A 20,791-nucleotide genomic window follows, 5' to 3' on the forward strand; every position below is an offset into this window, starting at 1 on the left:
CCTATCCAGGCATAGTTTCACTCAACAAGTCCAGCTGCTTCTATTCGGACTTTTTTAGCGATAGTTCATACTGCTTAGGAGTCATACCTTCTAAGGTCTTGAAGGTGTTATAAAATGTTGATTTAGAAGAAAACCCTGCTTCTTGAGCTATCCCTAAAATCGATAATTGCTGAGCCATTGGGGTTTGTACTAATCTTTTGAATTCGGTGACCCGAAAACCATTTATAAAATGATAAAAATTAGTTTTAGTATGAATATTTATAAGCCTGGAGAGTTCTTTTTCTTTTATTTGAAGAGATTCGGAGAGTGTTCGCAAATTTAATTCAGAATTTGCATACAACTTTTCTTTTTCGATTGTACCCTTAACTTCTTCAAATAGTTTTCGATCTTCAGCACTAGTTTCATCTATAGTAATCGTATGCGCTCCGAATGATTCTGAAGGTAGATCTTGCGAATCATGGATAAAAAGAGATGCTTTAAATATCTCTGATTGAGAAAACCCATTGTAGGCTATCCAATACACCATTATAAATGAAAGCACTATCGAAATCGAACCTAGGTACGGGTCTACCACTTCTTCTTCAAAACCTATAAAACCTTCTACAAAATCAAATACAATAAATGCAAGACTAATATAAATGATAGTTTTTATCCAGGATAATCTCTTATTTTCTAATTCTGAATAGAAATTATTTAATTCTGATTTAAGTCCTTGTAATTTTTTCAAAATCAATACGTATAATATAATTTCTATTATATATTCGATTAAATCGATACCCCAAATCATTTCTTCAGAGTTTATAACAAATAGAATAACCAAATAGGTTACAAATAAAGGGATAAACAAATACTTCAACATTTTTATGTAAGGCTTATTTATCGTTTGATAGGTATACATGTATAAAAGCGGAGCAATACATAAAGAAATAAGAAAAAAAATACGATCAAGTAGAGCACCCTCTTCCATTTCGTAATCCAATAAATCCATAAAAATACCAAACGAAAAAATCCAAAGAAATAGCCCCAAAAAAATATTAGCTTTTTTATTGGCAGACTTCATTGTAAAAAAGAGAAGTCCCAACATAAGGGCTCCAGAAAATGTAAGAAGCTCTAAAATTGAGAAAAAAGATAGCTCTATAACCATAGATCCAAAGTAAGAATTATTTAATAAGATTTTAAAGAATCTCCTTTTGTTTTCTATTATTAAAATTCATTTTTAAACAATAAACCCTTGCGAGTAATTATTCGCAAGGGTTCCTATCATAAAAAATCAATCCTCAATTATGAAATAATCACATTTCATATTTTTTTGTAATCCTGTTAGTTTACTATTTAGAACTATTGATTTCCTTAACAATATCTTTGGTAGTAAAAACATGACTAGCGATCATCTGAAAGTTTACCACTGCTGCCTCATAGGCATTTAAACCTGGTAAAATAGCTCCTGCCGTAGCATCTTTTACTACAGCTACATCAAAACCTGATTCTACAAGATCTCTCATATGTGATTCTGTACACAGGTTCGCAGACATACCTGCCAATATTACTTTACTATATCCATGTTTGCGTAATTGTAAAGCTAAATCATTAGATTCTGGCCCATATACTTTGTGAGGACTTGTTACAATTACATTATCCTTTTTAATATATTTTTTATACTTATCCAACCAATCTGCTCCAGAGCCTTCAAAACCTTCTGTAGATAATGCATCTTTTCTATCAAACATATTAATTTTATGCATTAATGCTTCTAGTGCTCCTTCTATTTCCCAGGTATGATCATGAGGATAATAATAATGTGGAGAAACAAAAACGGTAATGTTTTTTTGTTGCGCTACTTTAAATAATGCTTCGATATTATCAACAGTATTATTTGCTGTAACACTTTCTCCTACTACTCCCCAGGTTACACCGTTAGGACTTAAAAAATCGTTTTGAGGATCTGTAATTACGATGGCTGTATTTTGATCTACAGTAAATCCCGGATCAGGCAACTGTGCATATACACTTGTTAAACCTGATATGATTAATGTTAATGTTATTACTAAATTTTTCATTGTCTTATTCTTTAGATTAATACTTAATTTGACAATGCAAAGATGGTGTAGAGAAGCAAGTCTTTGTTAGGTAACTATTCCCGAAGTGTTGGCAATTTTTCCTAGCTTACTTTTTCTTTGAATTCTGAAGGAGAAATCCCTTCCTGATTTTTAAAAAATCTACTAAATGCCTGGATATCCTCATACCCAATTTCATAAGCGATTTCTTTTATTTGCATACTTGTATAGTGTAAAAGTCTTCTTGCTTCCAACATTTTACGATCTTGTATATATTGCAAAGGTGTTTTAGAGCCCATCTTTGAAAAAATATTAGACAATGTCTTTGGAGACTTATATAATAACTCGGCATACTCAGATACATGATGCTTTGTCTTGAAGTGTTGTTCTACCAAAAAATTAAACTCTCTTACAATATCAGAATCAGCTTTTTCATTGGGATAATTCTCTTTTGACTTATATATTCTGGCACAAAGAATCAAATATCTTTTAAGCATCATTTGCAACATTTCTATTTGCAAACTATCATTAGATTGCATCTCTATGGTAAACATTTTCCATAACGTCTCGAATTTGACTAATTCTTCTTCTGGAATTTGAATGATTGGTAATTGTGATGCCCCAAAGAATAAAATACCTTTACAACCTACCTCGGTATCATGATCAAGAATACAATAGAAAGGTCTATTAAATCTTAAAAATCTAATGCAGTCAATTTTTTCGATTACCACATTGTGAAACTCTGTTAAGAAAACAATTTCATTCTTAGAAAATGCCTGCTTTTTTCCATCAATTATGAGTTCATTGTAATCAGATTCAAACCATAAAATAGTTAGGCTACTTTCTATAGTTTCATTTATTATTTTACTATTTTGATTATTAATGGTCTCTAATTGAAGATACTCCTTTATGTTTCCTAAAAATATCATACAAAGTAAGTTACGGTAATTCTGTTTCTTTTGTACCTTCTCGAATAAACGAATTAGTTAATTCTGGTTTATTTTGTGCTTTTCTGGTAAACAAATATATCCAAAATATCCTGGCATACTTATAATTTGTAGTGCTCAACAATACAGCACTCACAGATAAAATAATAAAGAAATGAACTGGTCTTGTTATAAAAAAACTACTTAACAAATAAATTATAATCCCTTCGGCAACGGTTAGACCATAACTCACATACATTGCTCCATAAAAGTAACCCGGTTCAATCAAAAATTTATGATTACAATGCGGACATTTCTCATTCATTTTAGGCAATTGTAATGCAAATACTCCTCCTTTTTTAATAAAAACATTTCCTTCTTCACACTTTGAACATTTTCCCTTTAGGATATTTATCACGGTTTTCATAAAAACTATTATTTTTACTGCAAAATATGGATATTTTAGTGTTTTTATATTTCATTATTTACACTTTTATTTGTATAATTAAGACATTTATTGCATCTTATGAATCTTCCTATTTTAGATATTACGCAATTTCACGATACCGGAAGTGTTGAAAATTTTTATGCAAATGACTTTGCTACTCATCTATCAAATAATAGAGATATCATATCTCATCCCCACAAGCATAATTTTTATCTTTCTGTTTTATTTATTGAAGGAACAGGAGTTCACGAAGTTGATTTTGAATCGTATCAAATTAAACCCGGTAGTGTTTTTCTTTTAAGGCCCGGTCAGACACATTTTTGGAAATTTACTACAAAAGGCAAAGGGTATATTATTTTTCATTCTAAGGAATTTTACGAAACCAGAGGGCAGAATAAAAATCTTTCTATTTTTCCGTTTTTTTTCTCTAATCAAAACTCTCCCTGTATCTATCTGGATAAAAAAACACAGACATTGATTGAGCCTCTTTTTATTTCTATTTTAAATGAATCTCGATCTAATGCACTATTAAAAAAACAGAAACTAGTTAATCTTATTGATCTCATTTATATAGAATTATCACGTCTTGTTCTAAAGGACAATTTTGAGGATCTGGTAAATTCTAAAAATATTACGATGAAACTACATCAGTTTGAACAATTGATAGAAGAAAAATATAAGAGGCAAAAATCTGCTATTGCCTATGCAGAATCTATGAATATAAGTGTAAAACATCTAAATCGAATATGCAAAGAGACCATCGGTAAAACGACAACAGATCTTATTTTGGAAAGAGTTATTTTAGAAGCTAAAAGACAAATTCTATACTCAGAAAGTAATCTAACAGAGATTGCCTGGGATTTAGGATATGATGATTATTCTCATTTTTCAAAATTATTTAAACAAAGAAGTGGTATATCTCCTTCTCAATTTCAAAAAATGTATCTAAAAAAAGCTTAAGTTTTTATTCTTGCATCACATTTCGATTTTTTGCTCAAATATTTCCGGTCGTATGATTTATTTATGAATAAGTTACTATTTTTGCATTGCAAATCCCTACTATGAAGTACACTAAATCACTGCTAATCTGCATTTTATTAGCCTCTACATTCTCTATTTACGCTCAGGATTCTCATGACATGCAAGATTCTCAAAATGTTGGTGATACACTAGACACTAAGTCCAAAATGACCACCTGGCAAATGATAAAACATGATGGTGTGTCTGTATATGGTGGTGTAAAACATGTTTATACAAGTCCATTAAGGTGGAAAGGAAAAGACTGGTTAACTTTTGGTGGAGTTATTGCCGGGAATGCCATTCTTTTGGCAGTAGATGAGCCTGCCAATGATGTTTTCAGAAAACAAGGCGATGGGGTTCCCGACCTTATAAAAGAAGCCGGTTTTAGATTTGGAAAACCATTGTTAAACTATGGTTTAACTACTAGCGTTTATACTTTAGGACTTATTACAAAAAATGAAAAAATCAGACGAACTGGTGTTCTTCTTATTGCATCTGCAACTGCGGGAGGGCTTCTTCAAACATTAGGTAAAACTGCTGTGGGTCGTGCACGACCATTAGAAGGTGAAGGGAACTTAAGTTTCCGTTTTTGGTCTAATGAAGCTGGATATCATTCTTTTCCCTCTGGGCATGCAATTTTGGCGTTTACTACAGCACATGCATTTGCTAAACAATTTGATAACTTATTTGTAAAAGGTGGAATTTATGCTCTAGGCTTGGTCACTCCAGTTTCGCGATTGTGGGATGGTGCACATTGGTTGACCGACGTAACACTTGGAATAGTAATGAGTGTATTTATTGTTGACAGTGTTGATAATTATCTAAAGAAGGATAAACGTTATGCTTTTGGCTCTAAAAAACATAAAATTCGATGGAATTTACGAGTAGGTGTAGGGCAAATAGGCGTTGTTGGTAGGTTTTAACCTATTTACATAAATTCTTTTTCATAATAAGTAGTAGCATCCTGTAATAACAAATCAAGATATCTATTTTCGGTTTCGATACGAATTTCATCCCAGTTTAAATATTCAACAATATCTTCTTGAATCAATATTCGATATTTATGAACACTATTAATATTGAAATAGAGTCTCCCCGTTCTTCTTACAAAGAAATCTGCTAAGCCATTGGTCATTTCATAGTGAATACAATACCACAGTTCTGCCCGTATCAATCGTTCTATCATTTCATCATTTGAAAAACGCTTCATATTATCTATAATAATATCTGCTTGTTTACCATAAGTCGAAGTAAGGTACCAACCATAATAAAAATCCTCTAGTTTTAAAGCTTTGAGTTGTTGAATAATCTTATACTGGTATGCATGTACTTCTTCGGTATCTTTAAGAGGTGTACTGGTAAGTGGTATTTTCTGTGTATGTGATTCAGAAAACTTACTACTCGTTTTATTACTCATTGTTTTAAGTACGGTATCAATTACACGTTGTGCCATTTTACGATATCCGGTAAGTTTTCCTCCTGCTATAGAAATTAATCCTGTTTTTGACACAAAGATTTCGTCTTTTCTAGACAATTCTGAAGGGTCTTTACCATCTTCATGAATTAAGGGACGTAATCCCGCCCAATTCGACTCAATATCATTTCTGGTAAGTTTTAAATCGGGAAACATGTGATTTACTGCTTTCAGTAAATAGTCTGCATCTTGTTTTGTAGCGACTACCCGATTAAGGTTTGCATTATAATTAGTATCTGTGGTTCCTACATATGTTGCTCTTCCTCTGGGAATAGCAAAAATCATTCTACCATCTGGCACATCAAAGTAAATAGATTGTGTAAGAGGAAACCGGACTCTCGAGAAAACAAGATGCACACCTTTGGTCAAATGCAAATGTTTACTACTCATCGAGTGATCTTTTTCTCTTAGCAAATCTACCCATGGCCCTGCTGCAGAAATATAGCTTCTAGATCGAATTGAAAAGCTTTTCTTTGTATTATGATCTATACATTTTAGACTTTTGATCTTACCTTCTTCATTATAATTAAAAGAAGTCATTTCACAATAATTGATACTATTAGCACCAAAAAAAGCTGCTTTTTTTAGCAATTCTATAGTAAGTCGTGCATCATCTGTCCTGTATTCTGCATAGTATCCTCCTCCTGTAAGTCCTTCTTCGCTAAGCAAAGGTTCTTTATTTAATGTTTCTTGCGCAGTAAGCATTTTTCGCTTGTCATCACCTTCTACATTAGCCAAAAAATCATAAATTTTTAATCCTACAGATGCCATTAACTTACCGTATGTTCCTCCTTCGATAATAGGAAGTAACATCTTTTCTGGCATTACCAAATGTGGTGCTAACTTATGTACTATTGCCCGTTCACTTCCCGATTCTTTAACCAGGCCGATTTCCATTTGTTTTAGATATCTAAGTCCGCCATGAATAAGTTTAGTAGATTTATTACTGGTACCCGAGGCAAAATCATTCTTCTCTACCAGGCAAACTTTTAAACCTCTAGAAGCAGCATCTAATGCAGTTCCTGCTCCTGTAACTCCTCCTCCGATCACAACAAGATCATACGTTTCATTTTTTGCATTTTGCAACTGCATATCACGGTCTAAAACCGAAAATCTAATCGAATTTTCTTCTTTTGCAGTACCCTTATCTTTATTCACTATACTTGTTTAGATGTTTACCTCTGCTAATATTTTAATGGGTAGAATCTCTTAAAATTAAAGATGTTTTAACGATTTCGGTATTGGTTTTGTGATTTTCAACAAAATCATCTAATTGGTTTACTAAAATCTGGGCAGCTTTTACTCCTAAGTCCTCTGCATGTTGAGAAACAGTTGTAAGTTTTGGATACGAATATTTAGACAACAAACCATCGGTAAACCCAATAACCGAAATATTTTCAGGGATTTTGTACCCTAACTTATGTGACATATTTATAGTGATAGCAGCAGCCGTCTCATCTAATCCAAGAACCGCATCAATATCATTATTTTTAAGAAATTTTTCTATTTCTTGCTCATTATTATTAGAGTCTTTTACCACCAATTCTATTAAGGATACCTGATCATTAACACCTATAGCTTCTCTTGCTCCTTCTAAACGCAAATTGGCGACACTTAGACCACCAATTGTTGTAATTACCGCTATCTTTTTACAACCTGTATCAATGAGATATTTTACAGCTGTTTTTGAAGCTTGTTTATCGTCAACAATCACTTTATCACAATCGATCTCTTCTGTAACTCTATCAAACATTACAATCGGTACATTATCTCTTTTTAACTCTTTGAAATGTTCGAATTTATTGAGAACCTGAGTTTCCTGACTCAGTGATACAATAAATCCATCAACACTACTATAGTTTAACATCTCTACATATTCTACTTCTTTTTTATACGATTCGTTTGTAATGCAGGTCACTATTTTATATCCATTTTCTGAAGCTTCCTGTTCAATTCCGTAAAGTACTTTTGCAAAAAAATGATTAAGAATTTCGGGTAGTATTACTCCTATAGTTTTGGTTTTATTGCTTTTTAAACTTACCGCCAGAGCATTTGGTTTATAATTATAAAAATCTGCAAGTTCATGCACTCTGGTAATAGTCTTTTGACTAATCTCTGAGTCGTTTTTTAACGATTTTGAAACTGTAGAAATAGAAAGATTTAATTCTCTGGCAAGTTGTTTTAGGGTTACTTTTTTCCTCATAGCTTCAATTTTGACTTCATAGTATTAGAAGAAGAACTGTCGAACTTCAACGCCTAAATTAAGCTTTTTTCTTAACGTAATATTAATATAGTGATGAGTTTGTAGTGTAATTCCTATATTTTTGCCAAAAAAATAGTTCATTTATTAATTAGGGTTTTTTATCTTACATATCTTTAAGAATTCGCATACTTTTTAAAGAAATAAACAATTTCTAATGTAAGTATAACATACCATCAACGACATAATATTGCATGTCTGTAACTCAAAAAAAATAATTCCATATGTCAAAAACATATTATGACCCTGCCGACTTAAGAAAATTTGGAAAAATCACTGAGTGGAGTGAAGAATTAGGTACTAAATTCTTTGATTACTACGGTAAGGTCTTTGAAGAAGGAGCGCTAAGTGCTCGAGAAAAATCATTAATTGCACTTGCTGTTTCTCATGTTGTAAAATGCCCTTATTGCATTGATGCTTATACCAAGGACGGACTACAACGAGGGATTACAAAAGAAGAAATGATGGAAGCAGTACATGCAGGTGCTGCTATAGAAAGTGGCGCTACTTTGGTTCATGGAGTACAGATGATGAATAAATATGATAAGCTTTCTATGTAGGTAAATTTGGATGTATAGAAGCAAAGCTTTATGAGTCTAAATATTAGCTTGTATTGAGGGAAGTGAAACCAAAAAAGATCGCCCAAATTAGATTAGCCCCAAAAGAAATATAACCCAAGAACAGAAGATGTCAGAAGTTAAATCAAAACAATCTTTACATAAACGAAATGATCAGTTAGCAAATGCAAACAGACAACTAGAAATCCTAAACAACGGTATTTTTGCTAGTGGTGAACTCCCTCGGTTTTCTGATAAAATTGCAGAAATCGGTCACTCTACTTTGCGCCCTAATAAGTTAGAAATTTTGCAAATTAATGTAGGGTATATGTGCAATCAGGTTTGTGAACATTGCCATGTAGATGCGGGTCCTGATCGTAAAGAAATTATGACTAGGGAAACCATGCAGCAATGCCTGGATGTTATAAAAAAAACCGGGGCTCATACTTTGGATTTAACAGGAGGAGCTCCCGAAATGAATCCTAACTTTAGATGGTTTGTAGAAGAAGCAAGTAAAGCAGGAATCAAAGATTTTATTGTACGTAGTAATCTTACGATTATTAGAGCAAATAAAAAATATTATGATCTTCCTGATTTTTTCAAAAAACATAATGTACATGTAGTCTCTTCTATGCCCCACTGGACCAGAGGAAAAACAGATAAGCAACGTGGTAATGGTGTTTTTGACAAATCTATAAAAGCACTTCAGGAGCTTAATGACAGAGGGTATGGTATGCCGGGTAGTAGCTTAAGGTTAGATTTGGTATACAATCCTTCGGGAGCATTCTTACCAGGAGATCAGGCATCAATGGAGAAAGATTTTAAAAAGGCATTGTTAGAAGATTTCAATATTCAATTCCATAATCTTTTTGCAATTACCAATTTACCCATTAGCAGGTTTTTGGATTACCTAATTGCTTCAGAAAATTATGAAGATTACATGTATGCTTTGGTAGAAGCGTATAATCCGGATGCTGTAGCAAATGTAATGTGTACTAATACAATCTCTGTAAGTTGGGATGGATGGTTATATGATTGTGATTTTAATCAGATGTTAGATCTTAAAGTAGCCAGTAAAGTAAAACATATAAGTGAGTATAACGAAGAATTACTTCAGGACAGAAATATTATCATTTCGCAACATTGTTATGGGTGTACAGCGGGAGCAGGAAGTAGTTGTCAGGGAACAGTAGCCTAATATTTCTTGAAACCCAAAATGAGGATTTTTATACTTTCAATATCATTATTTTTTTCTATTATAGCTAGTGCTCAGAGTTCATTAGATGAATTACTACGTCTATACAATAACCAAAGTATTCCTTATATATCGGTTTCAACATTAAAAACTATTCAGGATACAGTACTAGTACTGGATGCAAGAGAGAGAAAAGAATATCAGATCAGTCATTTAAAAGAAGCAATTCATGTTGGATATGATAACTTCAAAATAGATTCTATTACAAAACAACATATTCCAAAAGACTCACATATAGTCGTCTATTGCAGTATTAGCATTCGATCAGAAGATATCTCAGAACAGCTTAAAAAAGCTGGATATACTAATGTTTATAATTTGTATGGGGGTATTTTTGAATGGAAAAATAGAGGCATGCCTATTCTAAACGCTAAAGAAGAATTAACAGATGAAGTTCATACCTATTCTGAAGAATGGAGTAAATGGCTATTTAAAGGAAAAAAAATCTATTCAAATTGAAAGAAAAAAATCTACTTCTAATCTTTACCCGAAATCCAGAATTGGGTAAATGTAAGACTCGGCTGGCAGCCACTATTGGGGATCAGGCAGCTTTGGATATCTATAAATTTCTGCTACAACATACGGTTGAAATTACTAAAAATCTAGATGTTCATAAAGAAGTTCATTATTCTGTAAAAATAAGAGATAATGACTCTTGGAATCCTGAGATTTATACCAAAAAACAACAGGTGGGAGATGATTTGGGGCAGCGAATGGAGTATGCTTTTGCAGCAGGTTTTGCTAATGGATATCAAAATATTATCATTATCGGAAGTGATCTGTATGATGTAACCCAAAAAGATATTGAAAATGCGTTTCTGGCTTTGGCATCTCATGAGTATGTAATTGGCCCCGCAGAAGATGGAGGATACTATTTATTTGGAATGAAATCCTTAAATTCACAAGTTTTTAAAAACAAAACCTGGGGAACAGAAACTGTTCTTAAGGATACATTAAAAAATATTCAAAACGAAAACCTAAAATTATTAGAAGAACGCAATGATATTGATTATTATGAAGATATTAAAGACATTGCAGTTTTTCAAAAATTTCTAAGCTAACAAACAATATGATCAAGTACATCGAAGAAACCACAGAATTCCTTCAGAAAAAAGGCTTTGAAAATCCTGAAATAGGAATCATACTAGGAACAGGGTTAGGACAATTAATTAATGAAATAGAGGTCATTAAAGAAGTAAGTTATAATCATATTCCTAATTTCCCGACAGCTACTGTAGAATTTCATAAAGGAAAACTAATTTATGGAAAACTAGGAGGCAAAAATGTAATCGTTATGCAGGGGCGTTTTCATCTTTATGAAGGATATTCGCTTCAGGATGTGACCTATCCGGTGCGTATTATGCATAAACTGGGAATCAAAACCTTATTAGTTTCTAATGCCTCTGGAGCTGTTAATCTCAATTTCAAAAAAGGAGAATTAATGCTTATCGATGATCATATTAACTTACAAGGAGGCTCGCCTCTGGCTTTTAAAGGTGTAGAACAATTAGGAAGTCGTTTTACAGATATGAGTGCTCCTTATAATGCAGATATAAATGCAAAACTCGAATCTATTGCCAAAGAAAATAACATCAATCTTCACAAAGGAGTATATGCCTCTGTAGTGGGTCCTCAACTCGAGACTCGTGCAGAGTATCGATATCTTAAAATTATCGGTGCCGATGCAGTAGGAATGAGTACTGTTCCCGAAGTGATTGTCGCTAATCATCTGGATCTGTCTGTAGCTGCTGTTTCTGTTCTTACCGACGAATGTGATCCCGACGATCTAAAACCAATCAATATCGATGAAATTATTGCAATGGCAGGAAAAGCAGAGCCAGAAATGATCCTATTATTTAAAGAATTAATAAAATCATTGTAAACGGTAGTGAAAGTTTTTTTTCCACTTTCCGACAAAACTGATTATAACCCAAAATAACTTATATTTCCTTCTTAATTGGAAACGACAAAAATTAATATATGAGCTACTTAAATACCACTCACGATGTGTATAAAGAAGCAGCATTAACCCCAGATATAGGTTTATGCTGTACCACTAACCCCATTTGGGAACTACCTGGACTTAAGATTCCTAAAATTATGCAGGAAATGAACTATGGTTGTGGTAGTACGGTAAATGCACGTGACTTAACTAATTCTCCCAAAGTCTTATATGTTGGCGTTGGAGGCGGAATGGAATTATTGCAATTCTCTTATTTCTCTCGTCAGAAAAGTGGTGTTATAGGTATCGATGTTGTGAATGAAATGTTGGATGCTTCTCGTAAGAATTTTGAAGAAGCCGAAGCTCAAAATGACTGGTTTAAAAGTGAATTCGTTGATCTAAGATATGGAGATGCTCTTAATCTTCCTGTAGAAGATAATAGTATCGATGTTGCTGCACAAAACTGTTTGTTTAATATTTTTAAGGCAGATGATCTTCGAAAGGCGATCAAAGAAATGTATCGTGTATTAAAACCACATGGAAGATTAGTTATGAGTGATCCAACTTGCGAACAACCAATGAATGATACACTACGTAACGATGAGCGACTAAGAGCTTTATGCTTAAGCGGAAGTTTACCTATTGCAGAATATGTAAAAGCACTAACTGATGTAGGTTTTGGTACTATAGAAATCAGAGCGCGTAAGCCTTACAGAATTTTGGATCCAAAACATTATAATACCGATGAATTGATCTACATTGAATCTATAGAAGTAGCAGCAATCAAAGATCCAATGCCAAAAGATGGCCCTTGTGTATTTACAGGAAAAGCAGCAATATACTACGGAGACGAAGATTATTTTGATGATAAAAAAGGGCACGTATTACTAAAAAATCAACCAATAGCAATATGCGATAAAACCGCTAGTGCTATAGCTGATTTAAACAGAGATGATATATTTATTAGCGAATCTACCTACCATTATGATGGAGGTGGATGCTGTTAAAAGCGAAGGCTAATTAACTATAACCAGAGAAGTCGAAGACAAGTATTTGCCTTCGGCTTCTTTTTTTGTTTTCTTTTATCGATACTGTAAGGTAACTCAAAACAATACGTCGGATTATGAACAATTAATTCTTAACTACATACATCTCGATGATATTGATTCTTCTTTTTATTGCTGCTTGTTTTTTGGCGTATAGTAATGGTGCTAATGATAATTTTAAAGGCGTTGCCACACTCTTCGGAAGTGGAACTACGAATTACAAAAAAGCAATAAATTGGGCTACAATAACAACATTCTCAGGTTCTGTCGCTGCTATCTTTTTAGCAGAAGAACTGGTAAAAAATTTTTCTGGAAAAGGACTGGTACCTAATGAATTAATCCAGATGCCAATTTTTGCAATCTCTATTGCCCTTGGAGCTGCTTTTACCGTATTTATCGCTACAAAAATAGGAATGCCAATATCAACAACTCATAGCCTTGTAGGTGCCCTTTTTGGTGCTGGAGTAATGGCCATTGGTGCCGAGTTTAATTTTGCAAAACTCGGAAAAACGTTTTTAGTTCCTCTTATTGTAAGTCCATTAATGGCAGCCGTATTAAGTTTATTATTGTATATCATGTTTAGATATATCAGGAAAAAACTTAATATCACAAAAAACAGTGGTATCTATATTGATAAAAAACAAGAAGCAGAGGCCATACCAGTTTCTGCACATCATATGAATACAGTTGCTGCAGAAACCAAGATTACAACTTCTATCCGCCACACCAAAGTAGAGACCTATAATGGAAAATTATTAGGTGTTAATTCACAGAAAATATTAGACAGTTTACATTACCTAAGTGCCGGGATTGTTAGTTTTGCACGAGGACTTAATGATACTCCTAAAATTGTAGGGTTATTATTGATTATTAATGCTTTGGATATTAAGTGGGGGATGATAGCCGTTGCTATTACAATGGCATTGGGAGGACTTATAAATGCCAAAAAAGTTGGTGTTATTATGAGTAAAAAAATCACTCCTATGAATTCTGGCCAAGGATTTACTGCTAATATGATTACTGGTCTATTAGTAACCACAGCAAGTATTCATGGCTTACCCGTTTCTACAACACATGTATCTGTTGGTTCTATATTTGGGATTGGTACCGTAACCAAAAAAGCAAATCCTAAGATGATTTCTAAAATATTATTATCCTGGGTGCTCACACTTCCGATAGCAGCTATTGCTAGTGGATTATTATTTAAGTTACTTCAAAGTATACTATAGTCAAATTTCAAAACTTACGAAGTTTAATTAAATCCATAAGAACTTTAAAATCAATAAATTGTTATCTTTAGAAAGCAAATCATTTTAAAGATAAAATATCATGGATAGAAGACAATGGTTAAAATCTACTTCGTTGGGAGGGAGTTTTGCATTATTAGGAGGTATAGGTATCACTAATGCGCTAACATTAGAAGAAATCAACACATTTAATCCCAGATCACTATCAAAACATATACGATTAAGTTCTAATGAGAACCCTTATGGCCCTTCAGAAAAGGTAAGGAAAGCCATTATAGCTGCTTTTGATCATAGCTGTCGATATCCATATGCTTATGCCGATGAATTAGCTACAATTTTAGCTCAAAAAGAAGGAGTAACCAAAGATCATATTATCATCTGCGGTGGTTCTACAGAAGGATTAAAAATCACGGGGCTTACTTTTGCTGCAAATGGAGGAGAAATTATTGCAGGAAAGCCTACTTTTCTGGCTATGATGACATATGCCAAGCAATGGGGAGCAGCCGTAAACTGGGTACCGGTGGGTGATGATAAAGGGTACGATATGGCTGAGATCGAAAAACGAATTTCTTCAAAAACAAAACTAGTTTTTCTCTGTAATCCCAACAACCCAACCTCTACTATTCTTCCTTCAAAAAAGCTAATAGATTTTTGTGATGCTATTAGTAATAAGACTATTTTATTTAGTGATGAAGCTTATTATGACTATATCGAAGATCCTAATTATCCCTCGATGGTCGAACTCGTAAAACAAGAAAAAAATGTCATCGTATCCAGAACATTTTCGAAAGTATATGGTATGGCGGGTCTTCGTATCGGTTATCTTATTGCAAAACCGGCTTTAGCAGAAAAGCTTCGAAGAAATATGGTGGCCTATAGCAATGTTCCCGCTATTGCTGCAGCTAAAGAAGCACTAAATGATAAGGAATTTTATAATTTCAGCCTACAAAAGACTCGGGAAGCAAAAGAAATGATTTATAAAACTCTGGATACTTTTAAACTACCTTATGTAAAATCGCATACCAACTTCATCTTCTTTAAATCTGGAAAAGATATACGCACATTACATAAAGAAATGTTAGAAAAAGGAGTCTTAATTGGTCGACCGTTTCCTCCTTTCTTTGATTGGTGTAGAATAAGTACAGGAACTATCGAAGAGGTCACACTATTTACCCAGGCGTTAGCCAGTCTTTATGAGTAATTTATATGATATTATTACAGATTAGGCCCTACATTTAAAGTCATAATTTTTAAAGAAACAAATCGCATAACACACTACAAATAGTCTATTAACCCATTAAACATTAGTCTTTTACCCCTTGATCACTATTTGTATAATACTTTATTTTAAGTTCCAATATTAACAACAAAAAAAACGAGTATGGACTTAGGAGAAGTAAAAATTGCAGTTGGTATCAACGTAGATATTATTAAGGGGATAGTTACTCATTTATATGCTACAGAAGTTATTCCTTCATCATTTGAATTTGGAGATATTCAAATTCAAATCAATGAACCAACAATAGAGGTTAGAGAGCCTGCCACTAACAATGCCAGGCTAGGTTTGCATATTACTGGTGAGTTTAAGAATGGAGATTCTGATGCTTCTCCATTTGATATTTGGATGAAACTTAGACCTTTTGTAAGAAGTGTTTCTGGTTCATCTCCCGTTGCAGCATTATCTGTTGATGAAGTAGAAGAAGCTACTCCAGAAGATATCGGTGGACTTGTAGGTACATTTGCTACTGGTTTAATCGATGATATCTTACAAAATATGGATATCCCTATTTATAATTCGCTGATCGGAGGAATAGAAGGGTCTGTTTTTGAAGAAGATGAAATTCCTAACCGATCCACCTGGAATACTGATTTCTATCTAGGAGCTATCTCACAAATAGAACATGTACAGGTTGGGTTTCCACCGGGACAGCCACAAAATCCACAAGTAAACGATAGTACGATGTTGGATACTACTCCTGCATTAATCGCCACATTAGCATTACCTGGAGAATCTGCTCAAATGCCTGAAAACCATTCTATAGTTCCAGAAAACACCGGAATTCAAATTGTTATATCCAGAGATGCTATGGATACTGTATTGGCCAAAAAAGCAGAAGAAAAAGTAGGAGAAAGTATTGAAGGAGCTACCATAAATGCTATGCAAATGAGTATGCATGATTTAGGAATTCAGATAAGTGGTGAAGCCGAAAAATCGGGAGCAACCATAGAATGGGATGGGGTTTTACTTCTATTTTTCAGAAAATTTTATAATGTAAAAGGCTCTATTCGCTGGCATGATGGATTTGTAAATGTATTTACTAGTGGAATTGATGTTGATGTAGACATCCCTTGGTATATAAAATTGTTGAGAGCATTTTTATTTGTTTTAGGGCCTATTGGCTGGATACTTGACGCCACTTTGATTGCTCCAAAAATTAGTGAGGCAGATGAAGCACCAGATCTTGTACGAGGAGCTTTTAGAGAAGAGGTTGGTGAAGCACTTCGGGACATGATTGGTAATGTCGGAGGGCTTTCTGGAGAAGATGAAGTTCCTTTTATGGATTTTGGACAAGATTCCTGGGTTCTTAATGGACATTACACACATAGTATTCTTGCTTTTTCAGGACTTAATCGCGATGAAATAGATAATGTAGAACACGATGTATTCGAAATAGAAGGAGCCCACGGTTCTTCTGTAGGAATGATTAACCTGGCTAGCGGGTATCGACTTCATCCCGAAGAATTGGGTAGATTATTAAAGAATGGTATTATGGAGATTCCGAATGTACATGGTGTAGAGGCCGATTTTGGGTTCTATGTTAGAACTAATCCTAATGATGATACTTCAGATAACTTAGTCGATCCTTTAGAGATTCATACAGATTGATCATCCAGAACCTTCGATCTAATGAAATTAAAATAACACTTCTACATCACACTCTAGGCTTGTCGAAGCAAACTCTAACCAAAGTTCTTCGACAAGCTTAACAGAACTATCGAGAAAAGGGTTTTTATTACAAAACTCTATTCTCGATATACTTGACCCAAAGTTGAGGCACTCGAATTGGCGAATTTCAAAATAAAAAAATATCAAAAAGTAGGTCACCGTTTAGTTTTTCAGAGAATCTTCATCGTAGTCAGAGTTTTATCCAACAGGAAATGTATCTTAGTTAAATTAAAAAGTGATTGCCAAATGAAGAACCTATTTTTTATCGTATTAATTTGTGTATTTGTTGCCTGCGGCGGAAGTAAAAAAGCCATTCAAAATACTACTCCCAACGAGTATACTACACCTGAAGAAAAGGAAAATTCTCCTACAGTTACTGTTCCAATAGAAGAAAAAGCACCAGATACAGCGATTAAAAAAGTAGAACCCGAAGAAGTTAAAGTTGAAGAAGTTTCACAGCAACAAAAACAAACAGTAACACCAAAAGAAGATCCAAAAGTTGGTATCATTGAAGCATTTAATCATCAATCGTGGAATGATTTACTACAGAAGCATGTTTCTCCTACTGGCACTGTACGTTATATCGGTTTTAAACAAGATTACCTTGTATTGAAATCATATCTAGAAGCATTAAGTAAAAATATCCCCGCAGAAAACTGGAGTAAATCTGATGTTTTGGCATATTGGATAAATGTATATAATGCATTTACTGTAAAATTAATCCTGGACAATTATCCTATAAAAAGTATTAAAGACATTAAGGAACCATGGGATTTGCGTTTTTTTAAACTAGGAAACAAATGGTATACTCTTAATGATGTAGAGCATAGAATTTTACGAAAAATGGGAGATCCCAGGATTCATTTTGGTATCAATTGTGCCTCGATTTCTTGCCCTCCATTATTAAACAAAGCGTTCACAGCTCAAAATGTAGGTCATGAGCTAGAAAAATTAGCGATTAACTTTATCAATGATACTAAACAAAATACAATAACTCCTAATAGTATTCAACTTTCTAAAATATTTACCTGGTTTGCAAAAGATTTTAAAACCGAAGGTTCTTTGATTCATTTTTTAAATAAATATTCTAGAATTACTATTAGTTCTAATGCGAAAAAGAGCTTCAAAAAATACAATTGGAGTTTAAACGAATAGTAAAACACTTATAATATTTTACTCATTTATTGTCTAAATTCTTATTCCAATCCAAAATTTAAGAGGAAATAAGTAGTTGATTCTGGCTTTTTAAAAAGTTAAAATTTACCTAAAAAACCTTAATCTAATACTGGCAGAGCTACTCTAGTTATTTAAAAAACCAACACTATCATTAATTACTGATAATCAGGTGTTTAAATTCTATTTTTAAATCACAAACTACCTCTTCTCTTTATACTTTACACTTCTAATCATTCTCCCAAAAATCAGCTAAAACTAAATTTTAACTGTAAGTTCATTTCCTGATTCTCTACTAAAAACATAGATTTTAAAAAAAGAGTTGATAAAAATTAAATAATAACCATCTAAAAACCTAAAAAAATGAAAGCTCCAAAAATTATAATAATACTATTCGCAATATTATCTTTAAATCAGATTCAATCACAAAACAGTTTTGATCACACCATTTGGGATCAAGCATTACTACTAAATGTATCTGATGATGGAAAAGTGGATTATAATGGTTTTATGAGAGACAGTTCTCAATTATACCGATATTTTAAACAACTTTCTGATAATCCGCCTCAAGAAAATTGGACAAGAGAAGAGAAATTAGCGTATTGGATTAATGCTTACAATGCTTATACTATAAAACTTGTTATAGATAGTTACCCATTAAAAAGTATCAAAGATCTTGAAGATCCCTGGGGTAAAAAATTCTTCAAAATTGATGGAGTATGGTATAGTTTGGGTGAGTTAGAACACAAGATTCTAAGAAAATTTGGGGATCCAAGAATCCACTTTGCCATTAATTGTGCTTCGATTTCTTGCCCTGTGGTATGGAACAGAGCTTATACTGCAGACAACCTTAATAGTGCTTTGGATAGCCAAACTGAAAAATTTATTAATGATCCTACCCGAAACACAATTACAAAAGACAAAGTCATAGTTTCGAAAATATTTAGCTGGTATAAAAGAGATTTTAAAGTAAATGGAGGTGATGTTAAGGATTTTATTAACAGATATGCTGCAATAAAAATTGAAAAACAACCAAAGAAAGGGTATAAAGAATACAACTGGGGATTAAATGAACAGTCAAAAGATTATCCTTCGGCAGTTGTACTAGATTAAAAACAAAAAGAGAATAAAGAATATGATTGGAGCTTAAATGAGTAAATTTACAGTATAATCGAATTCTTAGTAAAATTGAAAATATCTATTATTATCCCCATTTTAAACGAGGCAGAAACAATTAGTCGTTTGATTTCTCACTTAATTAGATCTTGTGATACTAAAGAAAATATAAAAGAAATTATTATTGTAGATGGTGGTAGTGATGATGATTCTCAAGATATTGTAAATACCATAATAAAGAACGAATCAACTTTGATTAGGCTTCTTACATCAAAAAAGGGTCGTGCCAAACAATTAAATACGGGAGGTAATGCTGCAAAAGGTGATATTCTGTATTTTCTTCATGCAGATTCTTTTCCTCCGCAAGGTTTTGATAATGATATCATAACAGAAGTAAGAAAAGGAAATAATGCGGGTTGTTTTAGGATGAAATTTGACTCTAATCATTGGTGGTTACGTTTTCTTGGGTGGTTAACACAATTTAAAAGTAAGCGATGTCGAGGTGGTGATCAGAGTCAATTTATAACCTCAACGCTGTTTCAACAAATCGAAGGTTATGATGAATCTTTTATCGTTTATGAAGATAATGACCTTGTCGACCGACTGTTTGCCATCAAACAGTTTGTAATCATCCCTAAATACGTGATTACTTCTGCCAGACGTTATGAAGAGATTGGTGTCTGGCGTTTGCAATATCACTTTTTAAATATTCATATGCGAAAATGGATGGGAGCTTCTTCTGAAGATTTATATCGGTACTATAAAGAAAAGGTTGTTAATCTATAACTCTTAGTTCTTCAATAGTATTGGTAATCTTATTTTTAAACACTACGATTTCTGTACTTTGATCTTCTGTATTATCTACATCGATGTTATATTTCTTTATTTTTCCATCAGACATTTGTACTACTAAATAAAATGCTCCCTGATCTACGCAATCTGGGCACCCATATGACTTGCCAGTTCCATTTTTTAATTCATCAGGAATACTGGATAATAATGAATTATATTTTTCGAATACTTCTCTAGAATACACAAAAGAGTTTTTAAATGTAAAGTCGTTGGTGTAGTGCTTTACAGTAGTATCTTTTGTTATTTTTTCTGTATCTATTTTAAATACAGTAAAACAATTTTCAAGGCATTCTCCAGCATATTTGCCAAAAACTAAAGATTCAATAGTATTTTCTGTAGTATCATCATCGTTATTGCAGGACAAAAACAAAAAAGTGAAGGAAATTAAAATAAGGTAAAACGATTTCATCTGTATATATTTTTATACTTAGTAGATAACAGACATAAAAAATGGTTGCGTATACCCAAATACCA

Annotated in this window: 21 protein-coding genes; 14 read left to right on the forward strand and 7 right to left on the reverse strand. The window is 33.0% G+C overall.

Going from position 1 to position 20,791, the window contains the following annotated elements; all coding sequences use genetic code 11:
* Nucleotides 1-40 precede the first annotated feature (40 nt).
* The 4 genes from NNL09_RS04320 to NNL09_RS04335 form a co-directional block, all read right to left on the reverse strand.
* Entirely contained in the window at nucleotides 41-1,144 is a 1,104-nt protein-coding gene (locus tag NNL09_RS04320) for an AraC family transcriptional regulator (protein ID WP_025663378.1), read from the reverse strand.
* Between the two features lie 184 nt (nucleotides 1,145-1,328).
* Nucleotides 1,329-2,057 (reverse strand): isochorismatase family protein, encoded by a 729-nt coding sequence (locus NNL09_RS04325; RefSeq protein ID WP_025663379.1) that lies wholly within the window; start codon nucleotides 2,055-2,057, stop codon nucleotides 1,329-1,331.
* A 101-nt stretch (nucleotides 2,058-2,158) separates the two neighbouring features.
* The gene (locus NNL09_RS04330; RefSeq protein ID WP_035094620.1) at nucleotides 2,159-2,983 is read right to left on the reverse strand and encodes an AraC family transcriptional regulator; all 825 of its coding nucleotides are present in this window, start codon (nucleotides 2,981-2,983) and stop codon (nucleotides 2,159-2,161) included.
* Between the two features lie 10 nt (nucleotides 2,984-2,993).
* A complete protein-coding gene (locus NNL09_RS04335) occupies nucleotides 2,994-3,407 on the reverse strand; it encodes a DUF983 domain-containing protein (RefSeq protein WP_196909244.1) in 414 nt (137 codons plus the stop codon).
* Between the two features lie 99 nt (nucleotides 3,408-3,506).
* On the opposite strand from NNL09_RS04335, the gene NNL09_RS04340 reads away from it, so the two are divergent.
* Entirely contained in the window at nucleotides 3,507-4,388 is an 882-nt protein-coding gene (locus NNL09_RS04340) for an AraC family transcriptional regulator (RefSeq protein WP_025663381.1), read from the forward strand.
* A gap of 101 nt (nucleotides 4,389-4,489) precedes the next feature.
* Nucleotides 4,490-5,371, forward strand: coding sequence for a phosphatase PAP2 family protein (locus tag NNL09_RS04345; protein ID WP_025663382.1), 882 nt, complete (start codon nucleotides 4,490-4,492; stop codon nucleotides 5,369-5,371).
* Nucleotides 5,372-5,376: 5 nt separating this feature from the next.
* On the opposite strand, the gene NNL09_RS04350 is transcribed toward NNL09_RS04345, so the two are convergent.
* Both NNL09_RS04350 and NNL09_RS04355 read right to left on the reverse strand, forming a co-directional pair.
* Nucleotides 5,377-7,080 (reverse strand): glycerol-3-phosphate dehydrogenase/oxidase, encoded by a 1,704-nt coding sequence (locus tag NNL09_RS04350; protein ID WP_254514206.1) that lies wholly within the window; start codon nucleotides 7,078-7,080, stop codon nucleotides 5,377-5,379.
* 34 nt (nucleotides 7,081-7,114) lie between these two features.
* Nucleotides 7,115-8,125, reverse strand: a complete 1,011-nt coding sequence (locus NNL09_RS04355) for a LacI family DNA-binding transcriptional regulator (RefSeq protein WP_196909245.1) — start codon at nucleotides 8,123-8,125, stop codon at nucleotides 7,115-7,117.
* Nucleotides 8,126-8,406: 281 nt separating this feature from the next.
* Here NNL09_RS04355 and NNL09_RS04360 point away from each other — a divergent pair, with 281 nt between their 5' ends.
* From NNL09_RS04360 to NNL09_RS04415, 12 genes are all read left to right on the forward strand, one after another.
* On the forward strand, nucleotides 8,407-8,742 hold the full coding sequence (locus tag NNL09_RS04360; protein ID WP_024771685.1) for an arsenosugar biosynthesis-associated peroxidase-like protein: 336 nt from the start codon (nucleotides 8,407-8,409) through the stop codon (nucleotides 8,740-8,742).
* 127 nt (nucleotides 8,743-8,869) lie between these two features.
* A complete protein-coding gene (arsS, locus tag NNL09_RS04365; RefSeq protein ID WP_196909246.1) occupies nucleotides 8,870-9,937 on the forward strand; it encodes an arsenosugar biosynthesis radical SAM (seleno)protein ArsS in 1,068 nt (355 codons plus the stop codon).
* 18 nt (nucleotides 9,938-9,955) lie between these two features.
* The gene (locus NNL09_RS04370; RefSeq protein ID WP_196909247.1) at nucleotides 9,956-10,453 is read left to right on the forward strand and encodes a rhodanese-like domain-containing protein; all 498 of its coding nucleotides are present in this window, start codon (nucleotides 9,956-9,958) and stop codon (nucleotides 10,451-10,453) included.
* Nucleotides 10,450-11,055, forward strand: a complete 606-nt coding sequence (locus NNL09_RS04375) for a TIGR04282 family arsenosugar biosynthesis glycosyltransferase (protein WP_025663387.1) — start codon at nucleotides 10,450-10,452, stop codon at nucleotides 11,053-11,055. Before NNL09_RS04370 ends, NNL09_RS04375 begins: the two co-directional genes overlap by 4 nt.
* Before the next feature lie 8 nt (nucleotides 11,056-11,063).
* A complete protein-coding gene (locus NNL09_RS04380; RefSeq protein WP_025663388.1) occupies nucleotides 11,064-11,876 on the forward strand; it encodes a purine-nucleoside phosphorylase in 813 nt (270 codons plus the stop codon).
* 98 nt (nucleotides 11,877-11,974) lie between these two features.
* On the forward strand, nucleotides 11,975-12,943 hold the full coding sequence (arsM, locus tag NNL09_RS04385) for an arsenosugar biosynthesis arsenite methyltransferase ArsM (protein ID WP_196909248.1): 969 nt from the start codon (nucleotides 11,975-11,977) through the stop codon (nucleotides 12,941-12,943).
* 149 nt (nucleotides 12,944-13,092) lie between these two features.
* On the forward strand, nucleotides 13,093-14,211 hold the full coding sequence (locus NNL09_RS04390) for an inorganic phosphate transporter (RefSeq protein ID WP_025663390.1): 1,119 nt from the start codon (nucleotides 13,093-13,095) through the stop codon (nucleotides 14,209-14,211).
* Between the two features lie 100 nt (nucleotides 14,212-14,311).
* Entirely contained in the window at nucleotides 14,312-15,430 is a 1,119-nt protein-coding gene (locus NNL09_RS04395) for a histidinol-phosphate transaminase (protein WP_025663391.1), read from the forward strand.
* Nucleotides 15,431-15,610: 180 nt separating this feature from the next.
* A complete protein-coding gene (locus tag NNL09_RS04400) occupies nucleotides 15,611-17,116 on the forward strand; it encodes a hypothetical protein (protein WP_025663392.1) in 1,506 nt (501 codons plus the stop codon).
* Nucleotides 17,117-17,422: 306 nt separating this feature from the next.
* Nucleotides 17,423-18,331, forward strand: a complete 909-nt coding sequence (locus tag NNL09_RS04405; RefSeq protein ID WP_196909249.1) for a DUF547 domain-containing protein — start codon at nucleotides 17,423-17,425, stop codon at nucleotides 18,329-18,331.
* Between the two features lie 381 nt (nucleotides 18,332-18,712).
* Nucleotides 18,713-19,462 carry a DUF547 domain-containing protein gene (locus tag NNL09_RS04410; RefSeq protein WP_025663394.1) on the forward strand — a complete coding sequence of 250 codons (750 nt, stop codon included), beginning with the start codon at nucleotides 18,713-18,715 and terminating at the stop codon, nucleotides 19,460-19,462.
* A 75-nt stretch (nucleotides 19,463-19,537) separates the two neighbouring features.
* On the forward strand, nucleotides 19,538-20,251 hold the full coding sequence (locus tag NNL09_RS04415; RefSeq protein WP_231389156.1) for a TIGR04283 family arsenosugar biosynthesis glycosyltransferase: 714 nt from the start codon (nucleotides 19,538-19,540) through the stop codon (nucleotides 20,249-20,251).
* Here NNL09_RS04415 and NNL09_RS04420 read toward each other — a convergent pair.
* On the reverse strand, nucleotides 20,241-20,726 hold the full coding sequence (locus tag NNL09_RS04420) for a hypothetical protein (protein ID WP_196909250.1): 486 nt from the start codon (nucleotides 20,724-20,726) through the stop codon (nucleotides 20,241-20,243). The genes NNL09_RS04415 and NNL09_RS04420 overlap by 11 nt on opposite strands.
* Nucleotides 20,727-20,791: the final 65 nt, after the last annotated feature.

The organism is Aquimarina sp. EL_43 (assembly GCF_943422735.1).
GTDB lineage: Bacteria > Bacteroidota > Bacteroidia > Flavobacteriales > Flavobacteriaceae > Aquimarina > Aquimarina megaterium.

Coding starts and splice junctions, on each gene's coding strand:
- NNL09_RS04320 (WP_025663378.1), bottom strand. CDS start 1,144: ATGGTTATAGAGCTATCTTTTTTCTCAATTTTAGAGCTTCTTACATTT.
- NNL09_RS04325 (WP_025663379.1), bottom strand. CDS start 2,057: ATGAAAAATTTAGTAATAACATTAACATTAATCATATCAGGTTTAACA.
- NNL09_RS04330 (WP_035094620.1), bottom strand. CDS start 2,983: ATGATATTTTTAGGAAACATAAAGGAGTATCTTCAATTAGAGACCATT.
- NNL09_RS04335 (WP_196909244.1), bottom strand. CDS start 3,407: ATGAAAACCGTGATAAATATCCTAAAGGGAAAATGTTCAAAGTGTGAA.
- NNL09_RS04340 (WP_025663381.1), top strand. CDS start 3,507: ATGAATCTTCCTATTTTAGATATTACGCAATTTCACGATACCGGAAGT.
- NNL09_RS04345 (WP_025663382.1), top strand. CDS start 4,490: ATGAAGTACACTAAATCACTGCTAATCTGCATTTTATTAGCCTCTACA.
- NNL09_RS04355 (WP_196909245.1), bottom strand. CDS start 8,125: ATGAGGAAAAAAGTAACCCTAAAACAACTTGCCAGAGAATTAAATCTT.
- NNL09_RS04360 (WP_024771685.1), top strand. CDS start 8,407: ATGTCAAAAACATATTATGACCCTGCCGACTTAAGAAAATTTGGAAAA.
- arsS (WP_196909246.1), top strand. CDS start 8,870: ATGTCAGAAGTTAAATCAAAACAATCTTTACATAAACGAAATGATCAG.
- NNL09_RS04370 (WP_196909247.1), top strand. CDS start 9,956: ATGAGGATTTTTATACTTTCAATATCATTATTTTTTTCTATTATAGCT.
- NNL09_RS04380 (WP_025663388.1), top strand. CDS start 11,064: ATGATCAAGTACATCGAAGAAACCACAGAATTCCTTCAGAAAAAAGGC.
- arsM (WP_196909248.1), top strand. CDS start 11,975: ATGAGCTACTTAAATACCACTCACGATGTGTATAAAGAAGCAGCATTA.
- NNL09_RS04390 (WP_025663390.1), top strand. CDS start 13,093: ATGATATTGATTCTTCTTTTTATTGCTGCTTGTTTTTTGGCGTATAGT.
- NNL09_RS04395 (WP_025663391.1), top strand. CDS start 14,312: ATGGATAGAAGACAATGGTTAAAATCTACTTCGTTGGGAGGGAGTTTT.
- NNL09_RS04400 (WP_025663392.1), top strand. CDS start 15,611: ATGGACTTAGGAGAAGTAAAAATTGCAGTTGGTATCAACGTAGATATT.
- NNL09_RS04405 (WP_196909249.1), top strand. CDS start 17,423: ATGAAGAACCTATTTTTTATCGTATTAATTTGTGTATTTGTTGCCTGC.
- NNL09_RS04410 (WP_025663394.1), top strand. CDS start 18,713: ATGAAAGCTCCAAAAATTATAATAATACTATTCGCAATATTATCTTTA.
- NNL09_RS04420 (WP_196909250.1), bottom strand. CDS start 20,726: ATGAAATCGTTTTACCTTATTTTAATTTCCTTCACTTTTTTGTTTTTG.